The organism is Streptomyces sp. JLBG701, assembly GCF_058544905.1.
This window is the reverse complement of sequence record NZ_CM178588.1, coordinates 5,226,113-5,243,063: the sequence shown is the minus strand read 5'-3', so window position 1 is coordinate 5,243,063 and position 16,951 is coordinate 5,226,113. Positions and strand designations below refer to the sequence as shown.

Below are 16,951 nucleotides of genomic sequence, written 5' to 3'. Positions count from 1 at the left end.
AGAGCGATCGGGCATGGCCGGTTCCCTCTCCTGTCACTGGAGGCGCACAGGAGATCTTCAGAGTCGGTTGTTGGACTCGGCACTCCGACGAGCCGCCCCAGAGGAGAAGCTCCAGTGAAGCGAGTTCACCGCAGAAGTGTCGTCATCGGGCTCACCGCAGCCGCCGCGACCGTGCCCGCCCTCGGGTTCGCCACCAGTGCACGCGCCGCCAGTGGTGTCGTGTCCGCGGACTCCACCCTCGCCTTCGACCCCTCCGCCTACACCGAGCTGACCACGACCATCACCGACACCACCGGCACCGCCCACTCGGTGACCTACCGCTTCTACAAGGTCGCCAGCTACGTCGCCAACCCGGTGAACGCCACGTACCAGTCCCTGAACGTCAGCGTCCCGGTCACTATCGACGGTGTGGCCGTCCACGCCACCTACGCGCCCATCCTCTTCGCCAACAGCGTGGGCGGGTACATGCCGTCCTCCGTCGCGAGCGCCACCGGGATCGGAGGCGCCATGGGGCCCGGCGGCGGCACCAGCCGGCAGCAACTCGCCCTCGCCGCCGGGTATGTGGTCGTAGAGCCGGGCGCCCGTGGCCGTTCCCTCGTCGACGCCGACGGCGTCTACTACGGCACCGCGCCCGCCGCCATCGTCGACCTCAAGGCGGCCGTGCGGTATGTGAGGTTCAACAAGGGCGTCATCCCCGGCAATACCGACCGCATCGTCTCCTCAGGCGTCAGCGCGGGCGGCGCCCTGTCCGCCCTCCTCGGTGCCTCCGGCGACAGCTCGCTCTACGACTCCTACCTCGCCGAGATCGGTGCCGCCGACGCGTCCGACGCCATCTACGCCAGCGGCGACTGGTGCCCGATCACCGACCTGGAGCACGCCGACGCCGCCTACGAGTGGTGCTGGGGGTCCAACCTCCTGAGCTCAGGAGCGGCGGTCGACTCGGCCGTCTCCAAGGAACTCCAGGCCCAGTACGCCCACTACCTCGCCTCCATCAAGCTGCGGGCCAAGGGCTACGGCACCCTCACCGCCCGCAACCTCGACGCGTACGTCCTGGAGACCTTCATCCAGCCGTCCGCCACCAAGTACCTGGCCGCCCTGTCCGACGCCGACCGCGCCACCTACCTCGCCGCGAACACCTTCATCACCTGGGACGGCGCCAAGGCCACCTTCACCTGGGCCGACTTCCTCACCCACGTCGGCGCCCGCAAGAAGAACGCGCCCTCCTTCGACGGGTGGGACCTGTCCATCGGCGAGAACAACCTCTACGGCCTCGGCACCGCCAAGGCCCGCCACTTCACGGCCTACGGCGCCGCGAACGACACCACCGGGCTCAGCAGCAAGCGCGTCGACGCCGACATCCCCGAGAAGCTCGCCCTGATGAACCCGATGTACCACCTGGTCGACAAGGTCAACCCGCGTCGCGCGAAGCACTGGTGGATCCGCGTCGGCACCAAGGACAGCGACACCTCGCTCTCCGTCGTCTCCAACCTCGCCACCCGCCTCACCACCCTCGGCGACGACGTCAACACCTTCTACTACTGGGACGCCGGCCACGGCGCCGACCAGGACCCCGGCGACTTCATCACCTGGATCGCCAAGGTCACGGGTTACAAGAAGTAAGCACCGGGCGATCGGGGAGTCCGAACACATACGTCGCCACGAAGCCGACCGCATACCCCGTCAGCAACCCGCCCGCGTAGATCGCCGCCGTCAGTGCCAGACCCCTGTTCCCCGCCAGCAGCGGGAACAGGGCCCAGCCCGACGGCCCGATCGCCGTCGCCCCCACCCTGTCGCCCAGCATCGCGAAGAAGCCGACGAAGGCTCCCCCCGCCGCCCCGCCCGCACAAGCCGTCAGAAATGGGCGGCCCAACGGCAGTGAAACCCCGTAGATCAAGGGCTCGCCCACGCCCAACAACCCTGCCGGAAGCGCCGACTTGATCGTCGTACGGATCGAAGTGTCGTGGCGCAGACGGACGTAGACCGCCATGGCCGCGCCCACCTGGCCCGCCCCCGCCATCGCCAGGATGGGGAGCAGGGTCGTGTAGCCCTGTTCGTCGATGAGTGTGGCGTGGATGGGGATCAGGGCCTGGTGCAGGCCCAGCATCACGAGGGGGAGGAAGAGGCCGCCGAGGATCAGGCCGGCCACCGCGCCCGTCGTCGCCAGGAGCCAGTTCGCGGCCGTGCCGATGGCCATGGAGAGCTGGCCGGCCGCGTACATGAGGCCGTACAGGGTGGCCAGGCCCGCCACGAGGACCGTGACCGTCGGGGTCAGCAGGACGTCGAGGGCCGCCGGGATCCGGCCCCGGCACCACCGTTCCACGTACGTCCCCAGCAGCGCAGCCGCCAGCGCGCCCAGCACCCCGCCCTGGCCGGGGACCAGATGCACACCGAACGCCGTCACCTTCGCCACCCCCGGATATACGACGATCGCCGCCACCGCGCCGCCCAGCACCGGGGTTCCGCCGAACTCCCTCGCCGTGTTGTAGCCGACCAACACCGCGATCAGCGCCATGAAGGCGGAGGCGATGGCGGCGAGGGCGGGGGTGAGGAACGGGAGCCAACCGGCGTTGAGGAGAAGGCCGTTGACGCCCGCGAGGATTCCGCAGCCGATCAGGGCGGGGATGAGCGGGACGAAGATGTTCGCGATGCGGCGGAGGGCTGTTTTGAGGGGCGTGGCGTTGCGCAGTTTCCTGGTGGCTTTCAACTCGGCGCCTCTAGCCGCCAGTTGATCAGCCGGAGTCACCGCATTCACCAGCGCCTCGAACTCCGGCGTCACCCTCGCCACCACCCCCGGCCCCAGCACCACCTGATACGTGTCGTCGTCGCCCACGACCCCGAGGACGGCGGGCAGCCCGCGCAACGCCTCCTCGTCCACCAGGGAACGATCGGCAAGGCCCAGGCGCAGGCGGGTCATGCAGTGGGCGACGGAGGTGACGTTCGCGGGGCCGCCGACGAGGGGGAGGATCGCGGCGGCGGTGTCGTACGAGGTGTCCACCCTCCGAGGGTGCTGGTCAGCGGGGCGCTGCTGCGAGTGCCGCGCGCAGGTGGCCGCCGGACTCCTCCAGAAGGCGGGCGGCGGTGGGGCCGTCGACGCCGGCCAGGATGGTGAGGATCGCGTTCTTCACCTCGCCGTCCGTGGCCGCGAGGGCCGACTCGATCTCCTCGTCCGACGCGCCCGTGGCGAGGGCGACGATACGGCGGGAGCGGGCACGCAGCTTCTCGTTCGAGGCGCGTACGTCGACCATCAGATTCCCGTACGTCTTGCCGAGCCGGATCATCGTGATCGTCGAGAGCATGTTGAGGACCAGCTTCTGTGCCGTGCCGGCTTTGAGGCGAGTGGAGCCGGTGAGCAGCTCCGGCCCTACGACGACCTCGATGCCGTGGTCGGCTGCAGCGGCAAGCGCGCTGTTGTCGTTGCAGGACAGCCCGATCGTCAACGCGCCCTGCCGACGGGCGTGTTCGACCGCTCCGATGGCGTACGGGGTCCGGCCCGACGCCGAGATGCCGACCACCGTGTCGTCGGCCGTCAGGCGCAGCGCGTCCAGGTCGTCGCGGGCCAGCTCCTTCGAGTCCTCCGCGCCCTCGATCGACGTGACCATGGCCGCCGGGCCACCCGCGATGACCCCGACGACCTGCGCGGGGTCCGTGTTGAAGGTGGGCGGACATTCGGAGGCGTCCAGGACACCCAGCCGCCCGGCCGTACCGGCACCCGCGTAGACGAGCCGCCCGCCACGGGCCATCCGGGCCGCGATGTCGTCGATGGCCCCGGCGATCCGCGCCAACTGCCCGGCCACGGCGGCATGCACGGCGGCATCCTCGCCATTCATGAGCTGCGCGATCTGGAGGGTGGGCAGCCGGTCGATGGAGGAGAGCTCCGGCCGAAAAGCTTCGGTGGTGAGCGTCTCCAGTTCGCTTCGCAGGTCACGGTGGTTGGGGGAGGGGGTGGAGGACATGGTGCAGCGGCTCTTTTCAAGATGCGGTGTGGACGACATACCCAGGGGCGCGGGGCTGTATCGATATGCGGCTCCGCCGCGTGGGCGCGACCAGCCACAGGCGACCCGCAGATACCCACAACGGACGGACCTACGGTCTAGGTCTACCGCCGATGCCGATGAGCCAACGCCTCGTAGGAGGCGGACAGCGCAGGCGCGGCAGTCTCATACGTCCGCTGCGCCACCCCTATGAACAGGCAGTCCACAACAAGAAGTTGACTGGTCCGAGACGACATGGCCGCGGGACGCAACTCGCTCTCCCGAGCCGTGGACGTGGTGAGGACATGATCGGCGTACTGCGTGACGAGCCCGTCCGGTCGCCCGGTGATCGCAACGGTCGTAGCCCCATGTTCAAAGGCAACCCGCAACGGCTCGATGACGTCACCGGTCGACCCTGAGTGCGTGATCGCGATCGCCACGTCACCGGCGCGCATCTGCACGGCATTGGTGACGGCGAGGTGCGGATCGCTGTGGGCGTGGGCTATGAGCCCTATGCGGAGCAGCTTCTGGGTGAGGTCCTGGGCGACGAGGCCGGACGCGCCGACGCCGTAGATGTCGGTGCGGCGGGCCTGCGCGAGGGCGGTGACGGCCGCGCCGAGCTGGATCGTGTCGAGGCCGGCGGCGGTGTCGGCGAGGGTCTGCTGCTCGTCGTAGGCGAGTTTGGCGACGACGTCCGCGATGGGGTCGTCGACGGCGATGTCGGTGGTGAGGGCGGGCGCGCGGCCGGACTGCTGCTGGGCGGCGAGCCCGGCGAGGGCGAGGCGCAGGTCGCGGTAGCCGGGGTAGCCGAGGAGGCGGGCGGTGCGGACGACCGTCGCCTCGCTGGTGCCGGTGAGCTCGGCGAGGCCGGTGACCGTGAGGGCGGCGCAGCCGGCCGGGTCGGCCGCGACGGCCTCGGCGACGCGCTGCATGGAGCGGGTCATCGAGGGGGCCAGCGTCCGCACCTTGGCCGCGAGGGCGGCGGGTGCGGGCGGCGGGCCGCCGGGGGGACCGGCATGGCCGAAAATTTCCTTCACGTTCTGGGTCACCCTTGAAAGATATTTTCGCTTCGGTGTTGTGGTCAAGAGTGCGCACAATGGACGCATGGACCCCACCAACGGCCCCGTCGGCGACCCTGTAACCCCTTTGGAGCAGGCGTTGCACGCGGCACGCGCCCTCGTGCTCGCCGACCTGGTCGCGGGCGAGGTCGCCGAGGCGGACGTCGTGTCGCTGGTCGAGGACTCCGTCGTACAGCGCCGCTGGTGGGTGCAGCAGTGGCCGGACGGGGTGGCTTTCGTGGCAGGCCTGGTCGCCCAGGACGTACAGGACGCGCTCCTTGAGCGCTACGGCCGCTGGCCCCTCTGCCCCGTCTGCGGCTCCGGCGACCCCCACGCCCTCGACGTCGAGCCGGAGCTCGGCCCCGACCCGCATTGGGTCTGCCACAAGGCGGGCGTGAAGGTCGCGGCGGTGGGCACCCTGGGCTCGGCCGCCGCCGGCCCGCCGTCCTCATGACGATCTACATAGACCCACCGACCTGGCCCGGCCACGGCCGGCTATGGTCCCACCTGGTCAGCGACATCTCCTACGACGAACTCCACCTGTTCGCCGAGCAGTTGGGCGTCCCGAGGCGAGCCTTCGAGCGGGATCACTACGACATCCCGTCGCACCGTTACGCGGACGCGGTGGCCGCCGGTGCGGTGGAGGTCAGGAGCCGGGAGGTGGTGCGGCTGCTGACGGAGGCGGGGTTGCGGCGGCCGAAGGGGCGGGTTGCTCCGACGGCGAAACGGGAGTGAACCAGGTCTCGGCTTCGTGGTGGATGCCGAGCTCTGTGGCTTTGAGGGCGACATCGCGGAGAGACATGCCGGTTTCCATTGCCACGGTCGCCAATGTGACCAGGGAGATGCGCGAGGAGTCGGGGATGGTGGGTGGCGGGAGGTCGGCGGGGGAGTGGAGAGCTGTGAGCAGTACCTGTTCCAGTCGGCGTTCCTCGATCCACTCCTCGGTGGGCGGTTCGACGGTGAAGCCGAGGTCGGTGAGGGAGGCGGCGATTTCGTCGGTGTGCGGCCATTGGCGGGTGTGGAGGGCGATGGCGTGCAGGGCCGGCTGGGAGACGGGGCCGAAGTCCTCGGGTTCCGCGTGGTCCCCGTAGACCAGGGCCTCGGCGTCCTGTTTCCGGAACCGGGAGAGGACGCCGAGGGCGAAGGCGAAGCGGTGTCCCAAGGAGGTGAGTCGGGCGGCTGCGTCCACCAGGGAGATCTCGGCCCTGGTCGCGATGTGTGCGACTCGGTTCAGGGTTACCGGCCGACGTGGGCCGGAGGGTGCGGGATCCGTGTCGAGGAAGGCGATGTCCTCCCGGGAGGGCAGGCGTTCGTCGTCAGGCACCTCGGACACCATGAATCCGAGCTCACGCAGTCGCTGCGCGAGGGCGCGGGCAGGTTGGTTGAGACGCCGGGAGGCGGCGACCACATAGTGGACCGACACTTCCTGATCGACTTGGATGTGACGGCTGTCGGTGAGGAGACCTCGGTCGTCGTCGGTCAACTCCGGCAGCTCTGAAGCGTCCGGCGGCATGAGGAATCCGAGCTGCCCCAGGAACTCCGCGACGAAGCGCAGGGTGAGGCTCGTCGCATGAGCCACCGCGGTCAGCTGGGCCGCGCAGACCTGTACCGCCGCTTCGGGCGAGGGCGGTGTGTCGTGCGACTCCCACAGCAGTTTGACGACAGTCAGCTCCTCCCTGCTCCATTGCGTCCGCACCGGGTACGCGGCTGGGACCGTGAACCCAAGCTCCGCCAGCCGCTCGGCGGCCTGTTCCGTGGAGCAGCCTGCCTGCGCCGCGCTGACGCAGATCTGGGCGGCCGACAGCGCGGCTCCGGGTGTGAGCCACTTCGACAGGTTGCCCAACGGCCGGAGCAGGGGCAGATCGGAACACTGGGCGGCGGCACAGCCCGACAAGGGCTCGGTGCGGTAGCCCAGGCTGTTCAGGCGCTCCGCTACCTCGGTCGGTGGCCGATCGATCTGAGAGCTCAGCTCGAAGACGTCCGCCGTGCCGACGGGTTGGGTGGGGTCGCGCCAGGAGAACAGCATGCCGAGGCTCATCAGACCCGTGTTGACGAGCGGTTCGGAAGGCGGGGACATGACGAGGAACCCGGATGCCTGCGGGCCTTTCGTCCAACGGGCAAGTGCGTTGCTCCAGTTCGGGAACTTCGCGGTGCCGGTGGTCAACAGAGTCAAGTCCGACGGACGGGCGCCGAGCTCGTCTGTGGCGTCGGTGCCGGGCAATGAGACGGGGCCACCGAACCCGGCCCGGTACAGCGTTCGCAGTCGCCAGCGGAGCACGGGCAGGGGCATGGTGGTGAGGAACGAGGCTGCCGCCGACGTCTGTTCGATCTCCGTGTAGTTGCCGGTGACCAGAGGAAGCAGACCGACGTCGGGGGGATAGAAGCCCACCTGGCTGAAGGGTGCCGAGAGGTCGTTGTGGAGCTGCCAGGGAATGTCGGCGCGGCGTGCGTGCTCAGCCACGCAGTCGGCGAAGGCCAAGGACCAACGGCTCGCGCCCTCCAACCAGTTGGTGTTGGGCAGCTCAAGCCCTGGGCGCGCGAGACTGACGGCTGCGGCAGTCATGCGCGCGGTCACATGGTCTTGGTCGTAGGAGCGCACGCTCTTGCGGTCCACCGTCAGTTCGGGCGCCCATTCGCCGTGCAGGTTGACGATGGCGCCGTACAAGGAGCCCTCGTGCGCCACATGCCTGCCCGTGAAGAGGCCGTCCGCCAGGGTGACCCCGTCGCCCTCGATCCACCACAGGTCGGGGTCTCCCGATGGGATGCAGATCGTGCTGAACTGCTGGGCGTAACTCTGGTAAGCGCCGGACCACTCCAACGAGTTGGGAGACACCTCACCCGGCGCCCACTCGTGCTCCCGGGCCCCATGCTTGGCCGACGTCCGGTACGGCGCCATCCACAGAACCTTCTGCAACGCATCCACACACGACACCGACCGCCGCTCCTGGCTGAGCAGCAGCTCGACCGAGGTCCCGACGTCCGCTTCCCGCCCCGGCCCCAGCTCGTCCACCCGGAAGAAGTTGCCCGGCCCGGCGATCGCCACCTGCAGCAGGGGGCCCGGCCGGCCCTCCCGGTCGAGGCGGCAGGTGCGTACGACGATCTCGTCGGCGAGCATGAAGTAGCTCAGCACGCCGATCCCGAAGCGGGAGTTGGGGTGCAGCTCCAGCTTCGGGCCGGGCAGCTCCGCCCAGGCCGCCTGTTCCTCGATGTACTCGGGGAGATCGACGAAACGGGCGCCGCCTTGGGAGAAGACGGTGCTGAGCTCCGTGATGCCCATGCCGATTCCGTTGTCCTTGCACCGGAGATAGGGGCGGCCGTCGGGGTGGACTCCCTGGACGAACTCGATGCGGCCCTCCAGCGGGTCGACGTCCCGGCCCGTGCGCCGCAGGTACTCGGTACGGCAGTCGCGGTAGCGGACGGCGTCCAGCGCGTTCTGGTACAGCTCGCGGACGGCCAGTTCGCTGTCGCCGTACAACTCCTCGCCCATCAGCAGCTCTTGGACGCGGTCCTCGGCTAACTGGAAACGGATGCCGTCGGAGAGCTGGTCGGGGGTGTTGCCGTCGAGACTTACGCGGCTTCCGTCCGCGTACGGCGGGAGCGTGCCGAGTGGGGCGAGGACGGGGTTGTCGCCGCGGTTGATGTCGCGCAGCAGCAGGTCGACACGTGCCGCGTGCTCGCGCAGCGCGACCTGGACCGCCGGGTGGGTGCACACGGCGTTGAGGGAGCGGCCGAGGCCGGAGACGCGCCAGTCGGAGCGCTGGACAGTGGTCCGCAGCGCCTCCAGATCGACGCTGTCCCGGACGCCGATGTGCTCGACGACGATCTCGGGCAGGTCCACCGGGTCCACGGCCATGGCGTACGACGCCTTGACCAGGGCGATGACCAGGGGTGGGCGCACCTCCTGCTCGTAGCCGCCGCTGGCGCCGATGATCTCGCGGTCCTCCTGCTGGGACCGGGATCCGTGCAGGATCGGATCCGTGGTGGCCCGCCGCATGGTGAACGGGGCGGTGCGGTGCTCGCGCAGCAGTCGCATGAGGCGTTCGCCGGAGAGCGCGTCGCCGACCCACCGCGGATGCTCCCCGTCCGAGGTGACATCGCCGAGGAGTGCCTTGAGCCGCTCGGCCGTGTACAGCTCGGGCTGCTGGATCAGCCAGCGGTGGAAGAGCCACCAGTGGATGTGCCGCGTCGAGTCCTCCGCGGCGGTCAGTTCAGCCGCGGTCTTCGAGCCGCCCGCCGTCCTCTTGTGCTCCAGGGCGAGCAGCCGGCGCTTGAGCCGGGGGAAGCCCTGGGCGAACTTGTGGAAGCGGGCCTGGTCGGGCCCCGGGGCCGTCGGGTCCGGGGTGAGCACGCCGAGGCGCTGGGCGGCCTCCTGCGCCCAGAAGGTCTGGGCGATGAGCGGGAACAGGAAGGCGAGCGCGGCCTCCGTCGGGGAGAGCCGCACCCCGCCCTCCCGGCCGACCAGGAATCCCAGCCGCTCGTGCACCCGTGGGGCCAGATCGCGGTCGTGCCACGGGTCGTCGCCGAGCGTCGACGCGGCCTTCTCGTAGGCCGCGGCCAGCCGGCTCGCCAGCGCACCGCAGATCTGCTGAAGGGTCTCGCGTGCGGGACCCTCGGGGGTGTGATGCCACACGGGGTGTTTGTCGACACCGCGGACCCAGGGGTGGACCTCGGTCCGCCGGTCGAGGCCCGGAAGCAACGGGAAGTCCCCACCGCCGGCGTCCGTCTCACAGGTGACCTTGACCTGTTGCGGGGCGTTGGCCTTGCCGTAGGCGCGGTGGAAGGCGTTGACCCGCTCCTGCACCTGCTGGGCGAAGTCGCGCAGGCCCAGGGCGTGCGGGTCGTCGGTGATCACGTCGGACACGGCCCGCGAGAAGATGCTGAACGACTCGCCCTCCTGGGTCCCGACGTCGGAGCCGGGGCGCAGCACGTCCGACTCCCGGACGAACAGGGCGACCTGGGGTTTGGCGCAGGCGTGCACGTACGCGACTTTCTGGCGCAGCGTGCGGATGATCTGCGGGGGTTGCCACGGCCGGGTCCCCGGTACGGCCTTGCTGTCCAGCACCATGCCCTCGCGGCAGGCGTCGATGAGGAAGACGACGCGTTCCGCGGGGGACGCCTCCACCTCCTTGTGCCAGCCGATCTCGATACAGCTGTCGGTGAACGGCCGGGCGTCGGAGGTGGCGTCCTCCGGGACCAGGTAGTCCTTGCCCTCGAAGTGGATTCCGTGCCCGCTGAGCAGGATGAGCAGGGTGTCACCGCGGCCGGCGTCCTGCAGGAACCGCTGGACCGGGCCGCGCACGGTGTTCTGCGTGATGCCGCGTCTGCTCTCCAGGACGTCGGCCTGCTGGAAACCGCGGCCGATCAGGACCTCGCGCAGCCGCTGCAGGTCGTCGCGGACGAAGGGCAGGTGGTTGATGCTCGGGTCGTCGTACTCGCCGGCCCCGATGAGCAGCGCCTTGTGCTGTGGCATGGGCGGTGCCGGATCAGGCGGGACGCTTGAACGTCAGCGTCAGTCCGCGGGTGCCCTGGATCTGCCCGGTGCCGAGGAGTTGGACGCCGCCGCTCGCGGTGACCTGGAAGGAGAGCTGCGCCTCGGCGAGCGGGAGCGTGCCGCCGCGGGCGGAGACCTCCTGGAAGACGCGCTGCAGGGCGTCGACGGTGTCGGCGAGGTTCTTGCGGAGGGGGCCGAGCGGCACCGCGCGCAGTACGGCCTCACCGTCGTTGCTGAACAGGCCCATCGAGTCGCCACCTTGCCCGGCCGACTCGACGTCCTCCTCGGTCACTGTCACCCAGAAGGGCAGAGTCAGCCCGTCCACCGCCGCCTCGGCCGCTGCGCCCTCCGCGGTCTCCTCGGCTCCCCCGACCCGGTCCATGGCCTGCTCGCTCATGCGTCCCCTGTCCCCCTCAGCCCACCGAAAGCCCACCGAATTGGTTGGAGAGCCAACTTTAGTTGTGACAGGGGACTTTGGGGTCGGCGATGCGTGGGTTCGCCCGGCGGATCCGGGCTCAGCCCCGGAGTTCGTAGACGAACAGCCTTTCGTCCTGGCCCTCGCCGTGCCCCTCGTCCTCGCTCACCTTGGTGAAGCCCGCGCGGGTGAGCACGGCCTGGGACGGGGTGTTGTCGGGGGCGGTCTTCGCGAGGAGGGCCTGTACGTCGTCCCTGGCCAGGGCCCAGGTCGACAGGGTGCGCAGGGACTCGGTGGCGTAGCCGTGGCCGCGGGCGGATTCCGCCAGGTCGTAGCCGATTTCGGCGCGGCCGTCCTCGTCGGGGGGCCCGTGGAAGCCCATGGCGCCTACCGCGCGGCCGTCCTCGCGGCGGACCAGCACGAACACGCCGAACTCCGGCCGGAGCGCGCCCGCTTCGTACGCCTTCAGCAGCATTCCGGCGGCGTCCCGGGTGCCCTGGAACGGGCCGCCCTCGACCCACTCGAAGCCGCCGTCGCCGCCCATGGTCAGGTCGGACGCGGACGCCGGGGTGACGCCTTCCAGGGTGAGGTGTTCGGCGGGGATGACGAGGTTGTTGCTCCAGCGCCACTCGGTGAGCGGGGCGCGGCCGGGCAGTTCGCCGCGGCCGGTGGCCCACAGTAGGGTGCGCCAGTGGTCGGCGCCGGGCTGGACGTGCGGGAAGATCCGGGTGAGGACGAACTCGCACAGCTCGGCGGGCGGTTCGTACGTCAGACCCAGGCCCGCGGTCATGTCGTACGTGTGCAGCAGGACCTCGGCGATGCCCATCGCGGCGAAGCCCTCGCGGTTCGCGCTGCGGAAGGGGTACGGGTGGAAGGCCCGCACCTCGCGGGGTGTGGTGCGGACGGTGGCGGCGAGCAGGGCGCCGGTCGTCTCGATCACGTGCAGCAGGCCCGCGTTGTCGGTGCCCTCGTCGAGGGCGAGTTCGAAGGGGACGTAGGCGTCGTGGGCGCGCCCCGCGAGATTGGCCGCATACGCGACGAGGTCGTCCGCGACGTGGACCGCTGTCTCGTGGACGTTCCACTCCAACCCGCCGGCCTTCACCGCCGCCCAGTCCCGCTCCACCGCCGGCCGCAGCGCCGCGACACAGCTCGCGACGGCCTCCTCCACCTGGTCCCCGCCGTCTGCACGCATGGACCGCAGACTATGTGGCCGGGTCCGCCGGGGGCGACAGCATTTCCAGCTCGGCGGTGAGGTTGTAACGGGCCGTCGCCTCCCACTTCTCCTGGCCGTACGGAGTCCTGAACAGGCTGGGCAGAGCGAGGAGTTGGCGCAGAATCGCCGAACGGCCCTCGCGGAAGGCGTCGTTCGGGACGAAGTGGTACTCCTCGCGGACGGCGGCCGTGTAGGCGGCGTACGCGGAGGGTGGCGCGGCCAGGATCGCCAGGTCGGCGTCGCACAGGACCTGGCCGTTGCGGTCGTCGTCGGCCGGGGCGTGGGTGACCGTGAGGCGGACCAGGCGGGCGACCTCCGCGGTGCTGTCGGTCGACACCCCGGCCTCGGGGAGCGCGCGTTCCGCGAGGTGGGCCGAGCGTTCCTCGTTCTCGGAGCGGTCGGGGAGGTAGACCGCGTCGTGGAACCAGGCGGCCAGGCGTACGACGTCCGGGTCGTCGGCGTGCTTCTCCAGTACGTCGACGTGGTCCAGGACCGCCGTGAGGTGCGTGAGCGTGTGATAGCGGCGCTGCGGCTCCTGCCAGCGGGCCAGCAGGTTGTCGGCGTACGGCACGGGGTCGGGCCCGCCGCCGGCCCCCCGGGCTCCTTCCAGGGCACGGGTCCAGCGGGCGCGAAGGGCGTCAAGATCGGCCATGCCCCTTATTCTCCCTCGCCGTCCCGGCCTAGCGTGGAACCCATGACTTACGCCGACGCACACGACGTACGCGACCCCGACCTCCCCGGCCGACTCCTGGCCGTCGAACGCGACGCGCTGATCCCTCTCCTGCGCTCCCGGCCCGACGACGACTTCGCGCTGGCGACCACCGCGTGTCCGGGCTGGACCGTGCGGGATGTGCTCGCGCACTGCTCGGCGGTGCTGGCCCGGGTGGTGGAGCGCCGTTTGGAGAAGGGGGCGTTCTCGCCCGAGGCGAACGACCGGGACATCGCCGAGCGGGCCGACTGGACGAACCCGCAGGTCGTCGACGAACTGGAGCGGGGGATGACCGCGGCCGGCCCGGCGATCGCCAGGACGCGTGGTGCCCTGGACGCGGTCGCGCTGGGCGAGTGGGTGCACGCAGGAGACGTACGGGACGCCCTCGGGGAGCCCGGGGCGTACACGGGAGAGGGGCTGCCGTACGCGCTCACCCTCCTCTCCCGGTACACCCGCGAGCTGGGCCACCTGCCCCTCCACGCCGACCTCGACGACGTGGACGAGCCGGTGCGGCTCGGGGAGGTGTCGGGGGAGCGGACGCCGGCGCGGTACATCGGCGACGCCGCCACGCTCGTACGGCTGTATGCGGGGCGGCCGGTGCCGGACGGGGCGGCGTACGAGCTGGCGGGGGCGAAGGCGGAGGAGCTGAACATCTTTGGCTGACGGCTGATGGCTGACAACTTCGGCTGACGGCTGACGGGGGTGATCTCGCGGCTCGCTGTTCGCCCGCGTACCCTGAGATTGGACTAGACCTGTAGCCGCTCCAGGGAACACCGACGGAAGGGGTCCTATGAGCATGCGTGCAGTCCTGGAGGTGATCGCCCTCGGCGCCGAGGACGCCGTCGCCGCCCAGGCCGGAGGTGCGGACCGCCTCGAAGTGATCACCGACATCGCGGCCGACGGGCTCACCCCGCCGGCCCGGACCTTCGCCGCGATCCGTGCCGCCGTCGACATCGACCTGCGCGTGATGCTGCGCCTCGCGGACGGTTTCGCCGCGGGGGACGTGGACCGGCTCGTACGTGTCGCCGGGGAACTCCGTTCCGCCGGCGCCGACCAGTTCGTGCTCGGGTTCCTCGATGCCCACGGTGGCGTGGACCTGGACTCCGTGGAGCGGATCGTCGCCGAACTGGACGGCTGCCCCTGGACCTTCCACCGGGCGATCGACCACTGCGCCGACCGCGACGCCCTGCGCAAGCAGTTGGACGGCCTGCCCGGCTTGGACACCTACCTCACGGCGGGTTCGGCGGATGGTGTGGACACCGGCCTCCCCACGCTGCTCCGCGAGGCGGGGCGGCGCGGGGAGCCAGGGTACGAACAGCGGCTCTTGGTGGGCGGGGGGCTGCGGCTAGACCACGTGCCGCAGCTGCTCGCCGTGGGAATCGACGCGTTTCACATCGGCGGCGCGGCAAGGCCGGAGGGCTGGACGGCCCCGGTGTCAGCGGAGGCGGTGCGGGAGTGGCGCCAAGCTCTGGACGAACGCTGACCGTCCCCACCTAGGGGCGCGGGGAACTGCGCGACCAGCCCCCACCCACCCGCACCCGGCAGACAACATCAAGCGGCGCTCACAGCTGCGGCGGCAGAGGTGCTGCATGCGTCACGATCAGCCCCGACACCGCCCGGGTCAGTGCCACGTACAGCCGCCGCAGCCCCGTCCGTTCGTCGGGCTCCCCGTCCACCACGGCCTGCGGCTCGTCCAGTACCACGTAGTCGTACTCCAGCCCCTTCGCCAGCGACGCCGGCACCAGCGTCAGCCGGGTTTCGAGGGTCGTCTCCTCGCCCGGCGCCAGATAGCCGATGCCCGCCGCGGTCAGCGCCTCCGCCAGCACCGGGATGCGGGCGTCGGCCGCGATCAGCCCCGTCGACCCCTCGTTGCGCAACAACTCCTCGCAGAAGGCGACGACTTCGCCCGCCCCGACGATCGCACGGACCTCGAAGAACCCCGGGTTCTCACGGACCGACGCGACAGGCGTGAGCCCGGGTGCGATGTGCGGGAGGAGCCGGGAGGCGTACGAGATGACGTCCGTCGGCACGCGGAAACCGGCCGTCAGCTCCTCGATGACCCCGTCCGCCTTACCGAGATGGGCCAGCGCCTCGTCCCAACTACGGGTCGCCCAAGGCGTCGTGCCCTGTGCGAGGTCGCCGAGGACGGTCGCCGACCCGGTGGTGCAGCGGCGCCCGACGGCCCGGTACTGCATGGGGGAGAGATCCTGCGCCTCGTCGAGAACGACATGCCCGAGCGAGTGCGTCCGCTGCACCAGGTCGTTGGTCTCGTCGATCAACACGGCATCGGCAGCTGACCACTTGGCGGATTTCACCGACCGCACGGCCTTCTGCCACAGAATCGTCTTCTGCTCGTCCTCGTCGAGAAGCCCGTCCGCGTGTACGGCGAGAAAGTCCGCGTCCGTCAACAGCCGCAGCACGAGCTTCGCCGGTTCGACCGGCGGCCAGATGGCCTTCACGGCCGCCTTCACCGCGCTGTTGCGGGCGACCGAGTCCTGCACCCGGTCGTCCGGGGCCTCACCCGACCGTTCCATCTGCACCAGCACCGCATGCGCGATCCGCTGCGGCAGGGCCTCGCGGGCGGCGCCGTAGCGGATGTCGCGGTCGAGCAACTCGCGGACGATGCCTTCGAGTTCGTACGCCGGGACGCGCCAGCGCCGGGATCCGCGTACGACCATGACGGGCTCGGTCGGCATGGTCACGTGCGAACGGACCGCCCGCCGCAGCACCTCCGCCATCCGGGCGTCGCCCTTGATGATCGCGGCCGCCGCCTCGTCCGACCCCCTGACCTCCACGTGCGCCACCAGGTCGTCGACCGTCGCCTGTCGGACCGCCAACTCGCCCAGCGCGGGCAGCACTTGCTCGATGTAGTGCAGGAAGGACTTGTTCGGCCCGATGACGAGGGTGCCGGTGCGGGCGAGCCGCTCGCGGTGGGCGTAGAGGAGGTAGGCGACGCGGTGCAGGCCGACGGCGGTCTTCCCGGTGCCGGGACCACCCTGCACGCAGACGGTTCCGCCGAGCCCACTGCGTACGATCTCGTCCTGCTCGGGCTGGATCGTGGCGACGATGTCGCGCATCGGGCCCACGCGCGGGCGCTCGATCTCCTGCTGGAGCAGCTTGCTGGTGGCGGCCGCCTCGGCCGGGTCGGAGAGGTGTTCGTCCTCGTACGCCGTGAGGTCGCCGCCCGTGTATCCGAAGCGGCGGCGCAGCGCCACGTCCATCGGGTCCTTCTTGGACGCCCGGTAGAACGGCTGCGACACCGGCGCCCGCCAGTCGATCACCATCGGGTCGCCGCCCGCGTCGTGCACATGCCGGCGCCCGATGTAGAAGCGCTCGCCCTCCGCGCCCTCCGCCTGGTCCGCGCCGGGCGCGTGCAGGTAGTCGAGGCGGCCGAAGAACAGCGGGGTGTCGCTGAGGTCGGCGAGGGCCTTGATGCGTTCGTCGATCTGGCGGGCCAGGACCTCGGCGTTGACCCAGTTCGCGGTGACGTCACTGATGTCGAGGGACTCCACGTCCTCACGCATCGCGCGCAGGGCGGAGCGCGAGGAGGAGAGGTGGGTGCGTTCGCGGGCGAGGGGATCGGCGGAGTCGACGGGATCGGCGGGCGTGGACAAGGGGGTGCCTCCGGAAGACCTGCGGTGTAAGGGAATTACGGGATGCCGTCCGGTTTCCGGCCGGGCGGCGGCACTCCCTGAGGGGAGGCGGGCAAGAGCGGAGATTCTAGGTGAGCGGGGGAGTCGTAAGCCAACGGGTTTTCCGGCCGCCCGGTAGTTCTCAGGCACTCCCCCTAGGGGACGCGCCCTCCACCCTGAGGGGCAGGGGTCCCTCCGGAGTCGTACACCGGCACTACCGAGGTTCGCCCCGCAGACCGATGCCGTCCTTATGTGTCGAGAGCCACCATGGATACATGAGCGCAGCAACCTTCACCCCAGCCCCCACCCGCCGCCCGGCGGGTGCCACCGCCGCCGTGAGCGGCCGACGGCACCGCTTCGGCGACGCCCTGCGAGCCGTCAAGGTGTTCGCGGGCGCCGCGTTCGACGTGGTCATACTCGGCGAGTACAGCGAGGAAATGGGCGTCCGCCGCAAGTGACCCT

General features: G+C 70.5%; 14 protein-coding genes. 6 read left to right on the top strand and 8 right to left on the bottom strand.

Annotated elements, in window-relative coordinates; all coding sequences use genetic code 11:
- Positions 1 to 114: 114 nt before the first annotated feature.
- A complete protein-coding gene (locus tag AC5DRG_RS23930; protein WP_491812675.1) occupies positions 115 to 1,620 on the top strand; it encodes a subtype B tannase in 1,506 nt (501 codons plus the stop codon).
- Here AC5DRG_RS23930 and AC5DRG_RS23925 read toward each other — a convergent pair.
- The 3 genes from AC5DRG_RS23925 to AC5DRG_RS23915 all read right to left on the bottom strand — a co-directional run bounded on the left by AC5DRG_RS23925 (position 1,601) and on the right by AC5DRG_RS23915 (position 5,020).
- Complete coding sequence (locus AC5DRG_RS23925) at positions 1,601 to 2,995, bottom strand: PTS transporter subunit EIIC (RefSeq protein WP_491812674.1); 1,395 nt, start codon at positions 2,993 to 2,995, stop codon at positions 1,601 to 1,603. The genes AC5DRG_RS23930 and AC5DRG_RS23925 overlap by 20 nt on opposite strands.
- A 16-nt stretch (positions 2,996 to 3,011) precedes the next feature.
- Positions 3,012 to 3,953 carry an N-acetylmuramic acid 6-phosphate etherase gene (gene murQ, locus AC5DRG_RS23920; protein ID WP_491812673.1) on the bottom strand — a complete coding sequence of 314 codons (942 nt, stop codon included), beginning with the start codon at positions 3,951 to 3,953 and terminating at the stop codon, positions 3,012 to 3,014.
- 143 nt (positions 3,954 to 4,096) lie between these two features.
- Positions 4,097 to 5,020, bottom strand: a complete 924-nt coding sequence (locus AC5DRG_RS23915; protein WP_491812672.1) for a MurR/RpiR family transcriptional regulator — start codon at positions 5,018 to 5,020, stop codon at positions 4,097 to 4,099.
- 55 nt (positions 5,021 to 5,075) lie between these two features.
- On the opposite strand from AC5DRG_RS23915, the gene AC5DRG_RS23910 reads away from it, so the two are divergent.
- Both AC5DRG_RS23910 and AC5DRG_RS23905 read left to right on the top strand, forming a co-directional pair.
- Complete coding sequence (locus tag AC5DRG_RS23910; RefSeq protein ID WP_491812670.1) at positions 5,076 to 5,483, top strand: DUF8819 family protein; 408 nt, start codon at positions 5,076 to 5,078, stop codon at positions 5,481 to 5,483.
- Positions 5,480 to 5,764: a DUF4031 domain-containing protein gene (locus AC5DRG_RS23905; protein WP_491812669.1), complete on the top strand. Its 285-nt coding sequence runs from the start codon at positions 5,480 to 5,482 to the stop codon at positions 5,762 to 5,764. Before AC5DRG_RS23910 ends, AC5DRG_RS23905 begins: the two co-directional genes overlap by 4 nt.
- On the opposite strand, the gene AC5DRG_RS23900 is transcribed toward AC5DRG_RS23905, so the two are convergent.
- The 4 genes from AC5DRG_RS23900 to AC5DRG_RS23885 form a co-directional block, all read right to left on the bottom strand.
- Positions 5,676 to 10,499 carry a wHTH domain-containing protein gene (locus AC5DRG_RS23900; protein WP_491812668.1) on the bottom strand — a complete coding sequence of 1,608 codons (4,824 nt, stop codon included), beginning with the start codon at positions 10,497 to 10,499 and terminating at the stop codon, positions 5,676 to 5,678. The two genes, AC5DRG_RS23905 and AC5DRG_RS23900, sit on opposite strands and share 89 nt — an antisense overlap.
- Before the next feature lie 13 nt (positions 10,500 to 10,512).
- Positions 10,513 to 10,917 (bottom strand): Pepco domain-containing protein, encoded by a 405-nt coding sequence (locus AC5DRG_RS23895; RefSeq protein WP_491812667.1) that lies wholly within the window; start codon positions 10,915 to 10,917, stop codon positions 10,513 to 10,515.
- A gap of 118 nt (positions 10,918 to 11,035) precedes the next feature.
- On the bottom strand, positions 11,036 to 12,127 hold the full coding sequence (locus tag AC5DRG_RS23890; protein WP_491812666.1) for a GNAT family N-acetyltransferase: 1,092 nt from the start codon (positions 12,125 to 12,127) through the stop codon (positions 11,036 to 11,038).
- Positions 12,128 to 12,137: 10 nt separating this feature from the next.
- Positions 12,138 to 12,800, bottom strand: coding sequence for an HD domain-containing protein (locus AC5DRG_RS23885; RefSeq protein WP_491812665.1), 663 nt, complete (start codon positions 12,798 to 12,800; stop codon positions 12,138 to 12,140).
- A 42-nt stretch (positions 12,801 to 12,842) separates the two neighbouring features.
- Between AC5DRG_RS23885 and AC5DRG_RS23880 the strand changes: the two genes are divergently transcribed.
- On the top strand, positions 12,843 to 13,520 hold the full coding sequence (locus AC5DRG_RS23880) for a maleylpyruvate isomerase family mycothiol-dependent enzyme (RefSeq protein ID WP_491812664.1): 678 nt from the start codon (positions 12,843 to 12,845) through the stop codon (positions 13,518 to 13,520).
- Between the two features lie 127 nt (positions 13,521 to 13,647).
- The gene (locus tag AC5DRG_RS23875; RefSeq protein WP_491812663.1) at positions 13,648 to 14,340 is read left to right on the top strand and encodes a copper homeostasis protein CutC; all 693 of its coding nucleotides are present in this window, start codon (positions 13,648 to 13,650) and stop codon (positions 14,338 to 14,340) included.
- Between the two features lie 79 nt (positions 14,341 to 14,419).
- On the opposite strand, the gene AC5DRG_RS23870 is transcribed toward AC5DRG_RS23875, so the two are convergent.
- Positions 14,420 to 16,471: a HelD family protein gene (locus AC5DRG_RS23870; RefSeq protein ID WP_491812662.1), complete on the bottom strand. Its 2,052-nt coding sequence runs from the start codon at positions 16,469 to 16,471 to the stop codon at positions 14,420 to 14,422.
- A gap of 293 nt (positions 16,472 to 16,764) precedes the next feature.
- Between AC5DRG_RS23870 and AC5DRG_RS23865 the strand changes: the two genes are divergently transcribed.
- The gene (locus AC5DRG_RS23865; protein ID WP_491812661.1) at positions 16,765 to 16,947 is read left to right on the top strand and encodes a hypothetical protein; all 183 of its coding nucleotides are present in this window, start codon (positions 16,765 to 16,767) and stop codon (positions 16,945 to 16,947) included.
- Positions 16,948 to 16,951: the final 4 nt, after the last annotated feature.

Excerpts from the sequence above, each read along its gene's own strand:
- AC5DRG_RS23900 (WP_491812668.1), bottom strand. The coding sequence starts at position 10,499 with ATGCCACAGCACAAGGCGCTGCTCATCGGGGCCGGCGAGTACGACGAC.
- AC5DRG_RS23880 (WP_491812664.1), top strand. The coding sequence starts at position 12,843 with ATGACTTACGCCGACGCACACGACGTACGCGACCCCGACCTCCCCGGC.
- AC5DRG_RS23885 (WP_491812665.1), bottom strand. The coding sequence starts at position 12,800 with ATGGCCGATCTTGACGCCCTTCGCGCCCGCTGGACCCGTGCCCTGGAA.
- murQ (WP_491812673.1), bottom strand. The coding sequence starts at position 3,953 with ATGTCCTCCACCCCCTCCCCCAACCACCGTGACCTGCGAAGCGAACTG.
- AC5DRG_RS23910 (WP_491812670.1), top strand. The coding sequence starts at position 5,076 with ATGGACCCCACCAACGGCCCCGTCGGCGACCCTGTAACCCCTTTGGAG.
- AC5DRG_RS23890 (WP_491812666.1), bottom strand. The coding sequence starts at position 12,127 with ATGCGTGCAGACGGCGGGGACCAGGTGGAGGAGGCCGTCGCGAGCTGT.
- AC5DRG_RS23875 (WP_491812663.1), top strand. The coding sequence starts at position 13,648 with ATGAGCATGCGTGCAGTCCTGGAGGTGATCGCCCTCGGCGCCGAGGAC.
- AC5DRG_RS23905 (WP_491812669.1), top strand. The coding sequence starts at position 5,480 with ATGACGATCTACATAGACCCACCGACCTGGCCCGGCCACGGCCGGCTA.
- AC5DRG_RS23895 (WP_491812667.1), bottom strand. The coding sequence starts at position 10,917 with ATGAGCGAGCAGGCCATGGACCGGGTCGGGGGAGCCGAGGAGACCGCG.
- AC5DRG_RS23865 (WP_491812661.1), top strand. The coding sequence starts at position 16,765 with ATGAGCGCAGCAACCTTCACCCCAGCCCCCACCCGCCGCCCGGCGGGT.